This window comes from Mesorhizobium sp. C268A (assembly GCF_040324475.1).
In the GTDB taxonomy this organism is placed as follows: Bacteria; Pseudomonadota; Alphaproteobacteria; order Rhizobiales; family Rhizobiaceae; genus Mesorhizobium.
The window spans coordinates 517,988-534,926 of record NZ_JAMYVX010000001.1; the positions used below are offsets into that span (position 1 = coordinate 517,988).

A 16,939-nucleotide genomic window follows, 5' to 3' on the forward strand; every position below is an offset into this window, starting at 1 on the left:
AAGCATCGTCATGACCTTTGGCCTCCGCCTCGCTCCGCAACACCGGGTCTACGCCGGCTTTGCGATCTATTCGTTCGCCATGGGCCAAATCTTCCCGCGGCTGCCCGACATCAAGCATGCCATGGGCATAGGAGACGGCACGCTCGGGCTCAGCCTGATCGGGACGCCGATCGGCACCTTGACCGCGCTGACGCTGGCGGCGCCGATCCTGGAGCGCGTCGGCTTCCGCCGCGCGCTGCTCGGGCTGGTGCCGCTCTTGTCGGTTGTCTTTGCCATTGCCGTGCATGCGCCTGGGCCGCTTGCGCTGTTCCTGATGCTGTTTCCGGTCGGCCTGATGATCGGCAGCGTCGAGATCATTCTCAATGTCGAGGCCGACAGAACCGAATTCCTGCTCAAGCGCCGGATCATGAACCGGGCGCATTCGTTCTGGAGCATCGGCTTTTTCGGCGCCGGCCTGTTCGGCGCCGCGCTTGCGCATCTCGGCATTTCGCCGCAACTGCACCTGGCGATTGTCGTACCGATGGTGGCGACAGGAATCGCGCTGTTTCTCGGCGGTTACGAACCGGCGCCGAGCCGCTTCGCCGGCAATGACGAGACGGCGCCAACGCTGGCGCGGCCGACGCTGCCGATCCTCGTCCTCGTCGCGGTGACACTGTCGGCGATGCTGATGGAAGGCGCCAGCATCGACTGGTCGGCAATCTACATGCGCACCGTGTTCGATGCGGGCCCTTTCGTCGCCGGCTTCACCGTGGCGCTGTTTGCATTCTCGCAAGCGAGCACGCGCTTCTTTGCCGACTCCTTTGTCGACCGCCACTCGCCGAGCGTCGTGGCGCGGGTGCTGCTGGCGACGATGGCGGTCGGCGTGCTGCTCGTCTTCTTCTCGCCTGCCCCGCTCGTATCGATGCTGGGCTTTGCGCTACTTGGCATCGGCAGCAGCGCGATCTTTCCGCTGGCGATCTCGGCGGCGGCCCAACGCACGGACCGCTCCGCGGCAATCAATGTCGCGGCGCTGTCGCAGATCTCCTTCGTCGCCTTCCTGCTCGGCCCGCCATTGCTCGGCTTCGTCTCCGACCATTGGGGCATTCGCTCGGCCTTCGGTATCGGCATCCCCTTCATCATCCTCAGCCTGCTGACTGCCGGCCCGCTTGGCCGAAGGGCGTCCCGGGGCAAGCCTGCGCCGGCGAGCGAAGCTTTGGCGAGGGCCGACGGAGCTTGAACGGCCGCACTTGAAGCCACACACCTGTTGGCGGCGGGACAAGCCACTGGCATTGGCCACACCGATGGTTCAGAACTGTGGAGCCACCTAAGCAACGGTTCCGTATGTCCTCCATCCGCCCGCTGATCCCGCTCCTCATCGCCGCCGGCATCCTGCTTGGCGGCAACGGGCTGCAGGGCACGCTGATCGCGTTGCGCGGCGCGCAGGAAGGGTTTTCGGCCTCCGACATCGGCCTGATGGGCACGTTCTATTTCGCCGGCTTCCTGCTTGGTTGCCTCGCAGTCACCCGCATCCTCAAGGCAGTCGGCCATGTCCGGACGTTTTCAGCGCTCGCCGCCATCGCCGCGGCCAGTACGCTGCTCCTGGTGCTGATCATCGATCCGGTGATGTGGTGCGCGGTGCGCTTTGCCGGCGGTTTCTGCTTTGCCGGTCTGTTCACCGTCATGGAAGCCTGGCTGAACTCCGGCGTCGAAAACAAGGATCGTGCGCGCGTGCTGGCCATCTACCGCATGGTCGATATCGGCTCGGTGACCGGCGCGCAGTTCCTGATCCCGATCTTCGGCCCCGGCGGCTTTGCCATCTTCGCCATCATGTCGATGATGATCACGCTGTCGCTGGTTCCGGTGTCGCTCGGCGACCGCTCCAACCCGACGCCGCCGGAAGACGTCAAGCTCGATCTCGCCCGCGTCTGGCGGATTTCGCCGCTCGGCTGCTTCGGCTGCATCTGCGTCGGCGTCACCAACAGCGCGTTCCGCACGCTGTCGCCGGTCTATGCCGAGCAGATCGGCATGTCGGTGGCCGATGTCGTCACCTTCGTCAGCGTCGGCATCTTCGGCGGCGCCCTCATCCAGTATCCGCTGGGCTACCTCTCCGACCGCTGGGATCGGCGCGCGGTGCTTTTGGCCACGACATGCGGCGCCATGTTCGCGGCGCTGGCGCTGGTCTTCGTCGCCGGCGCCGATCCGACCCTCAATTTGATCATCGTCTTCATCTTCGGCAGCTTCGCCATGCCGCTCTATTCGCTATCGGCGGCGCATTCCAACGACCGCGCCGACAAGGGCGAGTTCGTGCTGATCAACGCCGCCTTGATGCTGTTATATTCCTTCGGCGCCATTGGTGGCCCCTTCGCGGCGTCCGCAGTGATGCAACATTTCGGACCGGGCGCCCTGTTTGTCTTCAGCGCAGTCGTCTACGCCACCCTCATCGCCGTCATTCTCTACCGCATGCAGGTGCGCGGCAGCGTGCCGGCGGGCAAGCGCAGCCGCTTCACGGCGCTGCTGCGCACATCAACCGTCTTCGCGCGGCTGGCGCGCAGAAATGGCGATTCCGACGGATCGGCTGATACTTGACCGAAGGGCGGCTTGACGAAAGCGCCCATGGCTGAAATTGAAAGAGAACCTTACCCGTTACTAAAAAGCGATTTGATGCACGTCATCACCACCCAAAATGAGCTCGAGTCCGTTCTCGCCGCTTTTGAAAAGTCGGATTTCGTCACCGTCGACACCGAATTCATCCGCGAAACGACATTCTGGCCGATTCTGTGCCTGATCCAGATGGCGGCGCCCGGCGTCACCGCGCTGATCGACCCGCTGGCGCCCGACATCAACCTCGCCCCGTTCTTCCGGCTGATGGCCAATGAGGCGGTGGTCAAGGTTTTCCATGCCGCGCGCCAGGACATTGAAATCATCGTCCATCTCGGCGATCTGGTGCCCCATCCGGTGTTCGACACCCAGGTCGCGGCCATGGTCTGCGGCTTCGGCGACAGCGTCTCCTACGATCAGCTGGTGCAGCGCATCACCGGCGCACGGCTCGACAAATCCTCGCGTTTCACCGACTGGCGCCACCGGCCGCTGTCGGACAAGCAACTCGACTATGCCTTGGCCGACGTCACCCATCTGATCGACGTCTACAAGCATCTCAGCGCCGAACTGGAGCGGGAAAACCGCGCCCATTGGCTAAACGAGGAAATGGAGGTGCTGACTTCGCGCGAGACCTACGATCCGCACCCCGAAGACGCTTGGAAGCGGCTGAAGATGCGGCTGCGCAAGCCGCAGGAGCTGGCGATCGTGCAGACGGTGGCGGCATGGCGCGAACGCGAGGCGCGCGAGCGTGACGTGCCGCGCGGCCGGGTGCTCAAGGACGACGCCATATACGAGGTCGCCCAGCAGGCGCCGCGCGATGCGGCAGCGTTGGGCAAGCTGCGCACGACGCCGAAAGGCTGGGAGCGTTCGTCGACGGCTACCGCATTGCTTGGCGCGGTCAACACGGCGCTCGCTTTGCCCCGCGAAGAGATGCCGAAGCTGCCCAAGAGCTTTCAGCCGCCCGAGGGCTCCAATGCCGCCTCCGAGCTGCTGAAGGTTCTGTTGCGGATCGTCGCCGAGAAGGAAGGCGTCGCCTCGAAAGTGCTGGCGTCCAGCGACGACATCGACCGCATCGCCGCCGAGGGCGAGGATGCCGACGTGCCGGCCCTGCAGGGCTGGCGACGCGCCGTGTTCGGCGAAGCCGCACTGAAGCTGGTGCGCGGCGAAATCGGCATCAAGTTCGACAAGCGCAAGATCGCGGTGTTCGATTTGTAGACCCCCACCCCGCTCCGCTGCGCGGAGCGACCCTCCCCACAAGGGGGAGGGTAAACAACTGCCCTACACCGCTCCGAGCAGGTGTAGCGCGAACCAGATCCATGCCAGCAAGAGAATGATCGCGCCGACGTAGAAGGCGCGGCTGCGAAACCGCAGATTGTTGCTGGTGAGGTGGACCCAGGCGTGGCCATAGCGGGAAATCACGAAAATCCACATCAAGGCCAGGGTCAGATAATTGACGCCATTGGTCGCGTGCAGCGCCAGGCACAGCACATAGAACAGCACCGGCAGTTCAAACTGGTTGATGAGATTGTTGGCAACCGTGACGCTCGACCCGGGCTCGGTCGTGCGCACCTTGTATTGACCGACCTTGGCCTCGCCCGATTTGACCGCGCCGTAGCGGCGCCGGCCCATCACGACATAGACGATATAGACGAGCAACACCTGCGCCAGCATCGGCCAGAAAATCGCGGTCTGGCTCATGGCGTTGCCCCTGCTCTGTCGTTCATGCCTGTGGACGCCGCTGGGCGGCAAGGATCAAAAACGCGATGACGATGACGGGGATCGCCAGCAGCGCGAATTTGGTGACGATCAGCGACGAGGCCAAAGACAGAGAATCCGGGTTGGCCGACAGCGCATCGGACAAGAGCCGCGCCACCGCAATGTTCTGGGCGTAGTCGGCGCATGTGTAGGGCAGCACGATGACCAGCGCGAACAGCGCCTGAAGCTGCACCGGCATGGCACGAAAATTCTTCAGCCGCCGCCCCGTTGCCAGGATCAGGCTGACCATGGTCAGCGACAGCAGCGCCGGGAAGAGAAGGTCGAAAGTCAAATAGTGCCAGACCAGGATGATCTCGCTGCCGCGTCGGCCGAGTGCCGTCAGCCAGGCCATGCCCTCATCGGGCGTGAACCCGCCAAGGCGCACGTCGAGCGACGGCAGGCCACCGCTCAGCCGGCGGAAATAGAAGAATTCCAGCAGCGTCATGATGATGAAAACCGCCGCGGCGGCAAAGCACAGCGCGCCGGCATGGCGCGCCAGCCGCAGCACGATCGTCGCCTGGTGGCGCCAGAGCATGTACCGCTCTGGCTGCCGGTCAGGCTCCGCCAGGATAGTTCGGGCTTTCGCGGGTAATCGTGACGTCATGGGCGTGGCTTTCACGAAGTCCGGCGTTGGATATGCGCACAAAGGTGGCGCGTTCGCGAAAATCGGCAAGGTCGCGGCCACCGACATAACCCATAGCGGCTTTTAGCCCGCCCGCAAGCTGGTGCAGCACGCCAGACACAGGTCCCTTGTAGGGCACCTGCCCTTCAATGCCTTCCGGGACCAGTTTCAGCGTGTCGCGAACCTCGGCCTGGAAGTAGCGATCGGCCGAGCCGCGCGCCATGGCGCCGACAGAGCCCATGCCGCGATAGGCCTTGAAGGAGCGGCCCTGATGCAGATAGACCTCGCCCGGGCTTTCGTCGGTGCCGGCCAGCAGCGAACCGATCATGGCCGCACCGGCGCCGGCGGCAAGCGCCTTGGCCAGATCGCCCGAATATTTGATGCCGCCGTCGGCGATGACCGACACGCCTGATTTATGCGCCGTCTCGACCGCCGACATGATCGCCGAAAGCTGTGGCACGCCGACGCCGGCGACGATGCGGGTGGTGCAGATCGAGCCCGGGCCGATGCCGACCTTGACGGCATCGGCGCCGGCGTCGATCAGCGCCTGCGTGCCTTCGGCGGTGGCGACGTTGCCGGCCAGGATGCGGACGGAATTGGAAAGCTTCTTGGCCCGCGTCACCGCATCGAGCACGCGCTGCGAATGGCCATGCGCGGTGTCGATGACCAGGAGGTCGACACCGGCATCGATCAACCGCTCGGCGCGCTCGAAGCCGTCATCGCCGACGCTGGTGGCTGCCGCCGCCCGCAGGCGCCCCTGCGCATCCTTGGTGGCGTGCGGGTTGAGCTGCGACTTCTCGATGTCCTTGACGGTGATCAGGCCGACGCAATTGCCGGACTTGTCCACGACGACGAGCTTTTCGATGCGGTGCTGATGCAGCAGCCGCTTGGCCTCGTCCTGGTCGACATTCTCCTTGACCGTGATCAGGTTCTCACGGGTCATCAATTCGTAGACTTTCTGCCCCGGATCGGAGGCGAAGCGCACGTCGCGGTTGGTCAGGATGCCGACGAGGCGGCCGATCTTCTGGCCGCCGGTGCCGCCATTCTCGACCACCGGAATGCCCGAGATGGAATAGGTGCGCATCAGCGCCAGCGCGTCGGCCAGGGTGGCGTCGGGGCCGATGGTGACCGGATTGATGACCATGCCCGATTCGAACTTCTTGACCTGACGCACCTGCTCGGCCTGTTCGGCCGGCGAGAAATTGCGGTGGATGACGCCGATGCCGCCGGCCTGCGCCATGGCGATGGCAAGCCTCGCCTCGGTGACGGTGTCCATGGCGGCCGACAGGATCGGCACGTTGAGGTCGATGTCGGTGGCGATGCGGGTGCGGATGTCGGTCTCACCGGGCATGACCTCGGAATGACCGGGCTGCAACAGCACGTCGTCAAAGGTCAGCGCCAGCGCGCCGGTGGACGTTTCGATGATTTTTGCCATGGCCAGTCCTCGGATACGAAAAGCGCCGGGAGAATACAAAAAAGCGCTGGACCGAAATGGACAGCGCCGACTCGTTTCTTCCCTTTCAGGATTGGCGCTGGCTGGTAACACGTCGCGGCGTGGTTGAAAAGCCGGTCGTGGCCTATTCGGCGGACTTGCCCAACAGGGCATCGAGCAAGACATGGCGCGGTGACGCGAAAGGATTGACGACCGTTACGCCGCCCCAGGTGAAGCCGTCCTGCAGATCTTCCGACAGCAGCAGCCGGCAACCGGTTTGCGAGGCAACAGACAGGATGGTCGCATCCCAGATGCCGAAATGGTGATCGGTCGCAAGATCAGCCGCGACCGTCATCACCTCCGGCGTCGTGCCGACAACCGGAAACGCGTCGCGCCAGCTCAACAGGGCGTCGCGCGCTTGTGCACGTGATCGTCCGGCCTTGCGTGTGAGAACGGTGAACAATTCGCCGAGCACCTGGACTGGAATGACGGCTGCCTCTTGCGCAATGTCGTGCAGCAGGCCGAAAACGATGTCGCGCTTCTCGGCCCCGTTGATCCCCTCGGCATAAACAAGGATGTTGGTATCGAGCGCGACCTTCACCGCTCGTCCTCGTAAAGCTCGTCGCGGCTCCAGCGCCCGGCTTCTACAACAGGCTGGCGTTCGAGGCGCGACAGCAGCGCTGTGCGCGAACGAGACGCCGCAGGGTCGGGCTGCCCTGCAGGCACGATCCGCGCCACGGGGCGCCCATGGCTGGTCACGACATAGCTCTGTCCTTCGCGGACACCGCGCAGGAGGAGCGAGAATTTGCGGTTGGCGTCGGCTGCGGAAACGGCTTCTTCCATAGCATTGTCCATATAGTAGTTATATTCACTACAGCATAGTGAACCAGGTCAATTTTCGCAAGTTCATTCAATGTGGCGAAACGCAGCGACGCCTCTTGTCCGCCCACGGTCGCACAAAAGTGACAGCAAATTAATGCGACATCGCGCCTGAGGCGTGATAACCGCCCGTTTGTATCGGCTTGCCCGCCTTTTCATTGTTTGGATTGGCCGGCAGGCACATTTAGACCAGTTCGGACGCGTTCGTTGAACCGCATCATTCCGCTCATTCTGGCGGTCGCCTTGTTCATGGAAAACATGGATTCGACCGTCATCGCGACATCGCTGCCGGCGATTGCCGTCGACATCCACACCAGCCCGATCGCGCTCAAGCTGGCGCTGACCGCCTATCTGGTGGCGCTGGCGATCTTCATTCCGATCAGCGGCTGGATGGCCGACCGGTTCGGCGCGAAGACCATTTTTCGCGCCGCGATCGGCGTCTTCATCGTCGGCTCGGTCTGCTGCGCCATCTCCAATTCACTGCCGGCCTTTGTCGTCTCGCGCTTCCTGCAAGGCATAGGCGGCGCCATGATGACGCCGGTCGGCCGGCTGGTCCTGGTGCGCGCGACGCCGAAGAGCGAGCTGGTCGCGGCCATGTCGTGGCTGACGGTGCCGGCGCTGGTCGGCCCGCTTGTGGGACCACCGATCGGCGGCTTCATCACCACCTATTTCACCTGGCACTGGATCTTTCTGATCAACGTGCCGATCGGCCTGATCGGCATCTGGCTGGCGACGCGCTTCCTGCCGCAAACCGACTCGATGGAGACGCCGCCGCTCGATTTCGTCGGTTTCGTGCTGAGCGGGCTGGCGGCCTCCGGCGTCGTCTTTGGCCTGTCGGTGGTCAGCCTGCCCTATCTGCCGCCGGCGACCGGCCTCATCACCGTGGCGGTCGGGCTGATTTCCGGCGTGCTCTATCTGCTGCATGCGCGGCGCGCCAAGAATCCCCTACTGGCGCTGGAACTGTTCCGCAACCAGGTGTTCCGCTCCTCGGTGCTCGGCGGCTCGCTGTTTCGCATCGGCATCGGCGCGGTGCCGTTCCTGTTGCCCCTGATGTTCCAGATCGGCTTCGGGCTGACGCCGTTCCAGTCGGGCATGATCACCTTCGTCTCGGCCATCGGCGCCATTGGCATGAAGTTCGTCACCGCGCTGATCTTCCGGCTCGCCGGCTTCCGCCGGGTGCTGATCTGGGGCTCGCTGATCGCCGCCGCATCGATCGCCATCTACGGCCTGTTCACGCCGGAGACGCCTTACGCGCTGATGCTGGCGATATTGCTGGTCGGCGGGTTTATCCGCTCGATGTTCTTCACCGGCGTCAACGCGCTCTCCTATGCCGAGGTGACGGCTGAAGACACCAGCAAGGCAACGCCGATCACGGCGGTGTTCCAGCAGTTGTCGATCGCGCTCGCCGTGGCGCTGGCCGGCGGCATCCTGGAAGTCTCGACCTCGATCCGTGGCGGACCGCTGGCGCTCGGCGATTTCCACATCGCCTTCTTCATCGTGGCGGCGGTGTCGGCGGCAGCGTCCGTGTCATTCATGCGGCTGGCGCCGGATGCCGGCAATGCCGTATCGGGACATCGCCGGCTGACGACGCCGAAGACGCTGGAGCCGGTGAGCACGGCTGGGAAGTAAGGGGCGGCGCGACGAAAATCGTCGACGTCGGCGATCCTTCACACCCCCCCCCTGGCCTGCCGGCCATCTCCCCCGCAAGGGGGGAGATCGGATATCACGCGGCTTTCGCCAATCTTGCAACTTTGAAGGAATGGCGAGGCGGTCGCAGCTGCCAATCTCCCCCCTTGCGGGCGAGATGTCCGGCAGGACAGAGGGACGGAGCGCTACGAAGCGTCTTTCACGCCGTGCCGTCTCTGCCCTTAAAATCCTTCGCCAGCAAATACAACTCCACCGACTCATCCCGCGACGCCGGCGGCTTCACGTGGTGCACCGAGCGGAAGTTCTTCTTGAGCATCGACAGCAGCTCGTTTTCGGCGCCGCCTTGAAACGTCTTGGCCAAAAAGTGCCCGCCCGGCTTCAGCACCGACAGCGCGAAATCGGCGGCCACCTCGCACAGATGCATGGTGCGGATGTGGTCGGTTCGCTTGTGGCCGGTGGTCGGCGCGGCCATGTCGGACAACACGATATCGGGGTCGCCGCCCAGCGCCTCGGCGAGCTTTTGCGGCGCTTCCGGGTCGAGGAAATCCATCAGCAGCACCGGCGCACCCGGCACCGCATCCATTTCGAGATAGTCGATGCCGATGACATGTGGATTATCAGCCGTCGATTTCGTCCTCGCGGCCGCCACCTGGCACCAGCCGCCGGGGGCCGCACCGAGATCGATGACCTTCATGCCGGGTTTCAGCAGATGATGCTTGTCATCGATCTCGATCAGCTTGTAGGCCGCGCGCGAGCGATAGCCGTCGGCCTTGGAGCGCTGGACATAGGGATCATTGATGTGGCGCTGCAGCCAGCGGCGCGACGATTCCTTCAGGCCGCTCTTCTTCTTGATCCGCGTCTTGAGGACACGAATGCTGGCGGAGCCCGGCTTTTCCGGCTTCTTGGTCATGACGTTATTTCTTGTTTGAGTTTTTGCGCTGGCCGAGTTGCCGCCGTTTTTCGGCGGCTTCGCGTTTCGCGAAGGGCTTCCCCCACTCCGTCGCCGCTTCGCGGCGCCACCTCTCCCCTCCGGAGGGAGAGGAAAGGCGCCGGTCTGCATAAGTTCGCGCCCTTCCTCTACCCCGTCGATCGGGGGAGAGGTGTCGAGCGAAGCTCGACGGAGTGGGGGTCGACCGTTCACCAAAGCGATGCGGATCATGCTCGGCCCCGCCCACTGTTGCGCCAGACGCCGTCATCGGCCATCAGCTCGCTCAAAATGCCTTCGCGCAGACCACGGTCGGCGACGCGCAGCCGCTCCGACGGCCACACCGCACGGATCGCTTCAAGAATAGCACAGCCGGCCAGCACAAGATCGGCGCGGTCCGTACCGATGCACGGGTTGGCGCAGCGCTGCTGGAAGTCCCAGCCGACCAGTTTTTCGACCATGCGGTCGACGCTGTCGCGGTCCATCCACAGCCCATCGACGCGGCGGCGATCGTAGCGTTCGAGGTCGAGATGGACGCCGGCCAGCGTCGTCACCGTGCCTGATGTGCCCAGCAGATGGAATTTCGGGCTGGTCAGCACGTGGCTCAACCGGTCGCGGCCGTCGAAGGATTTTAGCCGCACCGCGACATCGTCGACCATCGCGGCAAAGATCTCGCGCGTCACCGTGCGGCCGCCAAAACGCTCGGCCAGCGAGACGACGCCGACCGGCAGCGACGTCCACGACACGATGTGGTTGGCAAGCCGTGGCGAGCGCTGGCCGGTGAGGTCGATCAGCGCGATTTCGGACGAGCCACCGCCAATGTCGAACAGCACCACGCCTTGCGTGTCGCGCTCGACCAGCGAGCCGCAGCCGGATACAGCAAGCCGCGCCTCGGTCTGGCGATCGATGATTTCCAGCTTCAACCCCGCCTCTCGTTCGACGCGCTGCAGGAATTCCACGCCATTGTCGGCGGTGCGGCAGGCCTCGGTGGCGATCAGCCGTGCCTTGCGGATCTTGCGGTTGCGCAATTTGTCGCCGCAGATCTTCAGCGCCTCGACGGCGCGGTCCATCGCCGCCTGGCTCAGGTGCCCATTCGCCGTCAGCCCCTCGCCCAGCCTGACGATGCGCGAGAAGGCGTCGATGACGCGGAACTGGCCATGGCGCTGCGGCACCGCGACCAAAAGCCGGCAATTGTTGGTGCCGAGATCGAGCGCGGCAAACACCGGCAGTTCCTGCATCGGCGGACGATGCATTGGCTGTTCCGGTCGGGATTGTGGCGCCGAGGGCAAAGGCACCGGCGCTGGAGCGGCCGGGCCGACTGAGGCCGGCGCACTAACCGCTTCGGCCGTTGCGAGAGGGCTGTCGTCGCGCGCAAAAACCTTGCGCCCACGCCGGCGCTTGCGCCGCTTTCTCGCCTTGCCTCGCTGATGCTGGGCTTCGCCGGCCTGTCCGTTACCGGACTGAGGCCCCGCCTGGCGGGGCCGCCCGGCGGATGGGCTTGGCCCGCCTGACGGCGGCGAAGCCCTGGACACGCCCACTTCCGGCGCGCCAGCGCCGGTGTCGTGGTCTTCCACTTCAGTTCCTTCCGGCGCCGCGCGAACCGGAAAACCGGACGCAGCAGGCGCTTCAATCTTTTAAGTTGCCGCCAGAGTAGCAGCGCCGGACCGGATCACCAAGAGCAAGGACTCAAATTTTGCCGGCTGCGTCCTGCCAGATCCCCGCTGCTTTGCAGCGTCCCGGCGTTCGCTAGCCTTTCATCTTGCCACTGGCACGACGAATTCGCCGTTGGCGAACCGGCTGCTCACCCTTGCCGGTTGAATAGCCGGCTTCAATGAGGCATTTCTGAAATGAGGGGGAATTGGTGAATCGCAGACGTTTTAACGCCCGCCTGGGCGATGGGCAGCAACACATGACGACAACTCCATGAATTGGGGGGCCACGAATTGGAAGCGCTATCTGTGGCCGGTCATCGGTGTCGCGGCGGTCATCGGGTCGCTGTTGTTGCTGTGGCATGAACTGCGCGGCATCTCGATCGACGATGTCTGGGACGGCATATCCGCCATCCCGACGCGCGGCTGGATGCTTGCGGCACTGAGCTCGGTGGTCGCCTATGCCTCGCTCGCCGGCTATGACCACATCGCGCTCTTGCATATCGGCAGACGAGTGTCGTGGCTGTTCGTCACCTTCTGCTCCTTCACCACCTACGCGCTGTCGCACAATATCGGCGGCTCGGTGTTTTCGGGCGCCGTGATCCGCTACCGCGCCTACGGCACCAGGGGCTGACCGGCCAGGATGTCGGCATTCTGGTGGCGATCTGCTGGATCACCTTCGTGCTCTCCAGCATTCTGGTCGGCGGCCTGGTGCTGGTGTTCGAGCCTGCGATCATGGACCGCTTTTCCGGAGCGCCGCACCACGGGCTGGCGATCGCCGCCGGCATCGCTTTGCTGATCCTGGTCGGCGCCTACATCTTCGGCAGCTGGCTGCATCTGAAGCCGCTGAAAATCGCCGGCTTCCAGTTGCACTACCCGGCGCTGCCGATCGTGGCGCGGCAATTGCTGATCGGCCCGATCGAGCTTCTGGCGGCGGCGGCGATCATCTTCTTTGCCCTGCCCGTTGCCGGCAATCCCGGCTATTTCGTCATCCTCGGCGTGTTCCTGGTGTCGTTCTCGGTTGCGCAGATCTCGCACGCGCCGGGCGGGCTCGGCGTGTTCGAGGTCGTGTTCCTCGCCGGACTGTCTGATATGGACCCGGTCGGCGTGCTGGCGGCACTTTTGGTGTTTCGCCTGTTCTACCTGATCATCCCGCTGCTGATCGCGCTCGGCGTGGTGCTGTTCTTCGAGCACTCGCAATACAGCCGGACGGAGAGCTGAGGATCATTGGGTGCGGCGCGCCACCCGGGATAATTGCCCTTATGAAACGCTGTGATTGAAACGCAGCTTAGGCTTGACTATTTTCCGGCGGCGGCTACAAGGCACGCGCGGCTGCTTCGGCGGGCCACCAGCGCGACAGCGCCTGCTGGGGAATAGGTTAACGGTAGACCCACGGACTCTGACTCCGTTAGTCCTGGTTCGAATCCAGGTTCCCCAGCCAAGGCACGTCAGGTCCATTCCGGACACATAGGTTACGGTTTATATCGGAGACATGGGTAACACTTTTGGCCCGAAGGGGTTTTGGAGTGGTTCGAGCCTGCATGTCTCATCATCGAAGTAGCCCAAATCATAATCCATGAAGGAAGCCAGCCAGATATGGTCCTCGACCTGTTTGATGCCGACGGTCTGGCCGGCAAAGACGAGGCTGAGGTTGATCTTCTTGCGATTGTAGCAGATGCGGCCGCAGGTGGTGACGGTGACGGCCTTGTCGTGAAACGGATAATCGAGATCCGGCAGGCCGGCATAGATGCGCGGTGACGGCGTGTAGCGCTCGGCTGGACAGGCCATGTCGAGCGCCTGATGTGGGCGTTCTGAGTTGAACTCATTGATGAAGTCATCGAACCTGGCCTGCTGCTGCAGGAAATTGGCGCCAGCCGGTTTGGTGGTTTCCTTCTTGAGAGTCAGGTGCATGCGCTCATGGCGCCCGTTCTGCTGCGGACAGCCCGGCTGGATGCGCTCGATGTCGATGCCCAGGCGCAGCCACCAGACCGACAGTTTGCTGAGATTGAACAGCGCGTTTGGGCTGGCAAAGGGAACGCCGTTGTCGGTCCTGATGGCGCTGGGCAGGCCGAACTCTTTGAAAACGCTCTCGAACACCGTGAAGGCATAGGCTTCCTTGGTAGTCGACAACGCCTCGCAGGCGATGAGATAGCGGCTGGCGAAGTCGGTGATCGTCAGCGGATAGCAATAGCGCCGATCGGCGAGCATGAACTCGCCTTTGTAGTCGGCACACCACAGATCGTTGGGCCGATAGCCGTTTGAAAGTGGTGTTCCCATCGCCCTGTTGCGCCTTCGCTTGCGGCGCTCGACCAGGCCATGGCGGTCGAGAACCGCATGCACCGTCGAGATCGCAGGCCGGTGAACGTCAGGATACAGCCGGGCCAACCGTTCGCGTATCTTTGGCGCACCCCAGGTCGGCTTGTCTTGCTTGAGGCGCACAATCAGCTTCTCGATTTGAAACGGAAGCTGATTGGCGTGGCGGTAGGGTCGGCGTGATCGATCCGTCAGCCCCTCAAGGCCACTGTCATTGTAGCGTGTGAGGATCTTGTAGCCGGTCTTGCGCGAGATATCGAACTCACGGCAAAGCACCGCCATCTTCTCGCCGTCCAGCAGCCGGGCAATGAACTTCAGCCGCTCTTCCATGACGTTACACTCCTTCCAAGGCACCTTGCTCTCCTTGCAAAGGGCCGAAAGTGTAACCCATGTCTCCGGAATGAACTGTCACCCATCTCTCGGGAAGGGCATCATGCCCACTGACAGCCAGTACATCCTCGAACGCATCCGCCAGGGATGCGTGGAGTTGTCCGACGATGAGTTCGCCATCGACAGGCTGGCAAAATATGTCGGCAACGGGAGAATCCGCTGGCATGTCGAGTTCCGTGGGGATCGCATCGAGCTGACAACCGGCCAGATCAAGAAGCAGCCTACCTTTCGCAGGAAAATCCTCGAACAGGCTGGCGTTCTGCCGCCGCAGCGTGCCGGGGCCGATTACCGGCGATGGGCACTCGATCTCAGGCGGAATGCCATCGAGCTTCCCTGGCGCGACAGGCCGGTCGATGCCGGTTTTGCCATCGACAGGCTGACCAGCCACGGCGATGGGCGCTGGACGGTGGAATATCAGGGCAAGGCGATAAAATTCACGACGACGAAACTGCGCCGGCAACTCAGTTTCCGCAAACGCATGCTGGCCAAGGCTAAGGTGCTGCCGCCGGAATTGGCCCCGCCTGCCTATCGCAAGTGGATGGACTGGCTCATTCAAAACGCGACTGAGGAAGTGCCGCAGGCCGGCGAAACCTCGATCACAGAGAAAAGCTGGCTTGACGACCTGCCGGAGCTGGCCGGCTGGGAGGATGAAGCGCCGCCCGAGAATTGATTGGGTTCCAATAATCATGAAGTCGAGCGATGCTTCTCCGGAACTGCGATTGGGCAGCGGACGTTCTGGGGATACAGACCGAGATCGGAAGCCTGCCAAAACTGCCCTGCAATAACCGCGTGCCAAGCCTGATATCCTCCGGCAGGAGTGGCCGCCGCCAAAGCCAGCGGCCGGCGCCGCTCATCAAGAGATTGCCTGAGTAAGGCGCCGGCCAGGCGGGCATTGGGGTACCCGCCGATGCTACATTAGCATTCGCGCATAGATTCGATATGGCGCGAACGCGGAAGTGCCTTCACAGCAGCATTACCGCAACTTTTCCCAAGACCCCGAACCCGCAACGCTGCGATGGTTGGAACGCCCAGCGTTTCCGCGCGGCTTGCCCTTGACATAATCATGACGACGTTTCTCACCGCTCTTGCATCCGAGGGTCCGCCAGCCGACCGGGCGAAAGACATGGACCTCTATGGATGGTTGATCGGCAGCTGGGACATGGAGACGGTTCACCGCCGCACCGACGGCACAATTCAGAAATGGGATGGCGAGTGTCACTTTGGTTGGGTGCTCGAAGGCCGCGCCATTCAGGACATCTGGATCAGGCCCAGGCGCCCTGCCCCGTCCACCATGTATGGCACGACCTTGCGCGTCTTCGATCCCGGGATCGGTGGCTGGCACATTATCTGGAGCGATCCGCTCAACCAGGACTATTCGCGCCAGATCGGGCGGGCCGAAGGCAAGGACATCGTCCAGATGGGCGCCGACTCGCGCGGCCTGCAGGCGCGGTGGCGGTTCACCGAGATCACCGCCGCCAGCTTTCACTGGATCGGCGAGGAGAGACGAGCGGAGAGCGACCCCTGGCGGGTGACATATGAACACTTCGCGCGCCGGACGGGATCCTGAAGCACGCGGGCCGTTCGCTGTCAGCTTCTGGTATCAGCTGGGCATCTAGTGTCCCAGCACCTTGGCCTTGCAGGTTGGGCTGCGGTGAAAAGGATGCTTCCTCAGGCACGTGCCGATGTTGGCGTTCGGCGCACGACTCCGTTGAGTCTCAATGTCAATCTACGGTCCTCTGTCAGTCAAAACGGGGCTATCTCTACGACTTTTCATTCCATCAAACTGTGCCACGCTGATCGAGCGCTTGCGTCCGCAACAGTCTTGGGCGATGTTCCCCTTATGCCTTGGGAGGGGCTGGGGATGGAATATAGAATGCTGGCCGTCTTTACGGTCGCACTTGCGCTTGGTGGCTACCAATACAAAGCCGAACCAATGCCAATCGCTGCGTACAATCTGTATTCAAGTTATGCGAGAAACTACCTGGCAAATATTTGCTTTTCATTGATTCTACAGGCCTCAATAGGTCGATCAAACCGATATGAACTGCGCCGCTCACAGTTATCCGATCGACATGCGAGCCGGATTTTCTGGATCAGTTCGGAAGACGCTCGAGTCACTGGTCACTGAACTCGAAGTGGTTGATCAGCCAGTCGATGCCGCTGGGCTAGCCGAACGCAAAAGCCGTGGAATGATTGTAGTGAAAGGAGAGGAATTGAACGCTCGGCTTCGGGTCGTACCAGGCTTCTGGTCCGCCGGCATTGAGACTGACGTCGACCTGGTTGCCTCAATAACTGTCGATGGCCGTAAGGGTCGGCTACTCGGTTCGACGGTCGAGGGTCAAGGCAATGCTCAAGGTGATGCCGGCGTCGTTTGCGAGGGTGGCGCTAAATCGCTCACCGACTCCGCCGAAAAGGCGATGAAACAAACGGTGGGCCGTCTAGGTGAAGCTTTGACCAACTCGGAACGCGTCCGCAGCGGCATTTGAGGAACTGGAGACGATGGCGAGCCACCCGCTGCCTGATCGCTTCTCGCCGCCGAACGGCAGCCCGGCGCCCAGTCGGGATGGTTGATGCAGATACTGCCCGGTGCACCTGCGGGGAAGTACGGACATAGCCTAGCGCGATAGCGATCAGCACCAAACGAGTATCTCAAAACCCGCCGGTACAAGCGCGCCCAAGAACCTTCATATGTACTGAGCGCGAACAGAGGCTAGACAAGCGAAGATTCCAATAGCATTGTTGGCACTGGG

The 16,939-nt window shown here is 62.9% G+C and carries 15 protein-coding genes, 1 tRNA gene and 1 pseudogene; 9 read left to right on the forward strand and 8 right to left on the reverse strand.

Translation table 11 applies throughout. The annotated features are described in order from the left end of the window. Positions 1-10: 10 nt before the first annotated feature. The 3 genes from NKL06_RS02670 (at position 11) to rnd (ending at position 3,792) form a co-directional block, all read left to right on the forward strand. The gene (locus tag NKL06_RS02670; protein WP_023694908.1) at positions 11-1,216 is read left to right on the forward strand and encodes an MFS transporter; all 1,206 of its coding nucleotides are present in this window, start codon (positions 11-13) and stop codon (positions 1,214-1,216) included. Between the two features lie 104 nt (positions 1,217-1,320). Beyond that, entirely contained in the window at positions 1,321-2,565 is a 1,245-nt protein-coding gene (locus tag NKL06_RS02675) for an MFS transporter (RefSeq protein WP_023694907.1), read from the forward strand. Positions 2,566-2,640: 75 nt separating this feature from the next. Then, positions 2,641-3,792, forward strand: coding sequence for a ribonuclease D (gene rnd / locus NKL06_RS02680; protein ID WP_023682426.1), 1,152 nt, complete (start codon positions 2,641-2,643; stop codon positions 3,790-3,792). Between the two features lie 63 nt (positions 3,793-3,855). Here rnd and NKL06_RS02685 read toward each other — a convergent pair whose 3' ends face one another. The 5 genes from NKL06_RS02685 to NKL06_RS02705 form a co-directional block, all read right to left on the reverse strand. Then, positions 3,856-4,275: an MAPEG family protein gene (locus tag NKL06_RS02685; protein ID WP_023673032.1), complete on the reverse strand. Its 420-nt coding sequence runs from the start codon at positions 4,273-4,275 to the stop codon at positions 3,856-3,858. Positions 4,276-4,297: 22 nt separating this feature from the next. Then, positions 4,298-4,867, reverse strand: a complete 570-nt coding sequence (locus NKL06_RS02690; protein WP_050587175.1) for a hypothetical protein — start codon at positions 4,865-4,867, stop codon at positions 4,298-4,300. A 19-nt stretch (positions 4,868-4,886) separates the two neighbouring features. Continuing rightward, complete coding sequence (guaB, locus tag NKL06_RS02695; RefSeq protein ID WP_023694905.1) at positions 4,887-6,389, reverse strand: IMP dehydrogenase; 1,503 nt, start codon at positions 6,387-6,389, stop codon at positions 4,887-4,889. A 142-nt stretch (positions 6,390-6,531) separates the two neighbouring features. Beyond that, positions 6,532-6,987: a PIN domain-containing protein gene (locus NKL06_RS02700; protein ID WP_023673035.1), complete on the reverse strand. Its 456-nt coding sequence runs from the start codon at positions 6,985-6,987 to the stop codon at positions 6,532-6,534. Then, positions 6,984-7,229: a type II toxin-antitoxin system Phd/YefM family antitoxin gene (locus NKL06_RS02705; RefSeq protein WP_023673036.1), complete on the reverse strand. Its 246-nt coding sequence runs from the start codon at positions 7,227-7,229 to the stop codon at positions 6,984-6,986. Before NKL06_RS02705 ends, NKL06_RS02700 begins: the two co-directional genes overlap by 4 nt. A 243-nt stretch (positions 7,230-7,472) precedes the next feature. Between NKL06_RS02705 and NKL06_RS02710 the strand changes: the two genes are divergently transcribed. Continuing rightward, positions 7,473-8,894, forward strand: coding sequence for an MFS transporter (locus NKL06_RS02710; RefSeq protein WP_023694904.1), 1,422 nt, complete (start codon positions 7,473-7,475; stop codon positions 8,892-8,894). A gap of 217 nt (positions 8,895-9,111) precedes the next feature. On the opposite strand, the gene NKL06_RS02715 is transcribed toward NKL06_RS02710, so the two are convergent. Together NKL06_RS02715 and NKL06_RS02720 are read right to left on the reverse strand one after the other, a co-directional pair. Continuing rightward, positions 9,112-9,822 carry an RlmE family RNA methyltransferase gene (locus NKL06_RS02715; protein WP_023694903.1) on the reverse strand — a complete coding sequence of 237 codons (711 nt, stop codon included), beginning with the start codon at positions 9,820-9,822 and terminating at the stop codon, positions 9,112-9,114. 245 nt (positions 9,823-10,067) lie between these two features. Continuing rightward, positions 10,068-11,411 carry a Ppx/GppA phosphatase family protein gene (locus NKL06_RS02720; RefSeq protein WP_023694901.1) on the reverse strand — a complete coding sequence of 448 codons (1,344 nt, stop codon included), beginning with the start codon at positions 11,409-11,411 and terminating at the stop codon, positions 10,068-10,070. A gap of 349 nt (positions 11,412-11,760) precedes the next feature. Here NKL06_RS02720 and NKL06_RS02725 point away from each other — a divergent pair. Further along, positions 11,761-12,707 (forward strand): annotated as a pseudogene (locus NKL06_RS02725) (lysylphosphatidylglycerol synthase domain-containing protein). 146 nt (positions 12,708-12,853) lie between these two features. Next, positions 12,854-12,927 (forward strand) — tRNA-Gln (locus NKL06_RS02730). A gap of 38 nt (positions 12,928-12,965) precedes the next feature. Here the strand turns inward: NKL06_RS02730 and NKL06_RS02735 are convergent. Continuing rightward, on the reverse strand, positions 12,966-14,153 hold the full coding sequence (locus NKL06_RS02735; RefSeq protein WP_023727784.1) for a helix-turn-helix domain-containing protein: 1,188 nt from the start codon (positions 14,151-14,153) through the stop codon (positions 12,966-12,968). A 79-nt stretch (positions 14,154-14,232) separates the two neighbouring features. Here NKL06_RS02735 and NKL06_RS02740 point away from each other — a divergent pair, with 79 nt between their 5' ends. The 3 genes from NKL06_RS02740 to NKL06_RS02750 all read left to right on the forward strand — a co-directional run bounded on the left by NKL06_RS02740 (position 14,233) and on the right by NKL06_RS02750 (position 16,675). After that, on the forward strand, positions 14,233-14,859 hold the full coding sequence (locus NKL06_RS02740; protein WP_023694372.1) for a hypothetical protein: 627 nt from the start codon (positions 14,233-14,235) through the stop codon (positions 14,857-14,859). 393 nt (positions 14,860-15,252) lie between these two features. Then, positions 15,253-15,756, forward strand: a complete 504-nt coding sequence (locus NKL06_RS02745; RefSeq protein ID WP_031208806.1) for a hypothetical protein — start codon at positions 15,253-15,255, stop codon at positions 15,754-15,756. A 472-nt stretch (positions 15,757-16,228) separates the two neighbouring features. Beyond that, positions 16,229-16,675, forward strand: a complete 447-nt coding sequence (locus NKL06_RS02750) for a hypothetical protein (protein WP_023694374.1) — start codon at positions 16,229-16,231, stop codon at positions 16,673-16,675. The last annotated feature ends 264 nt before the right edge of the window (positions 16,676-16,939 follow it).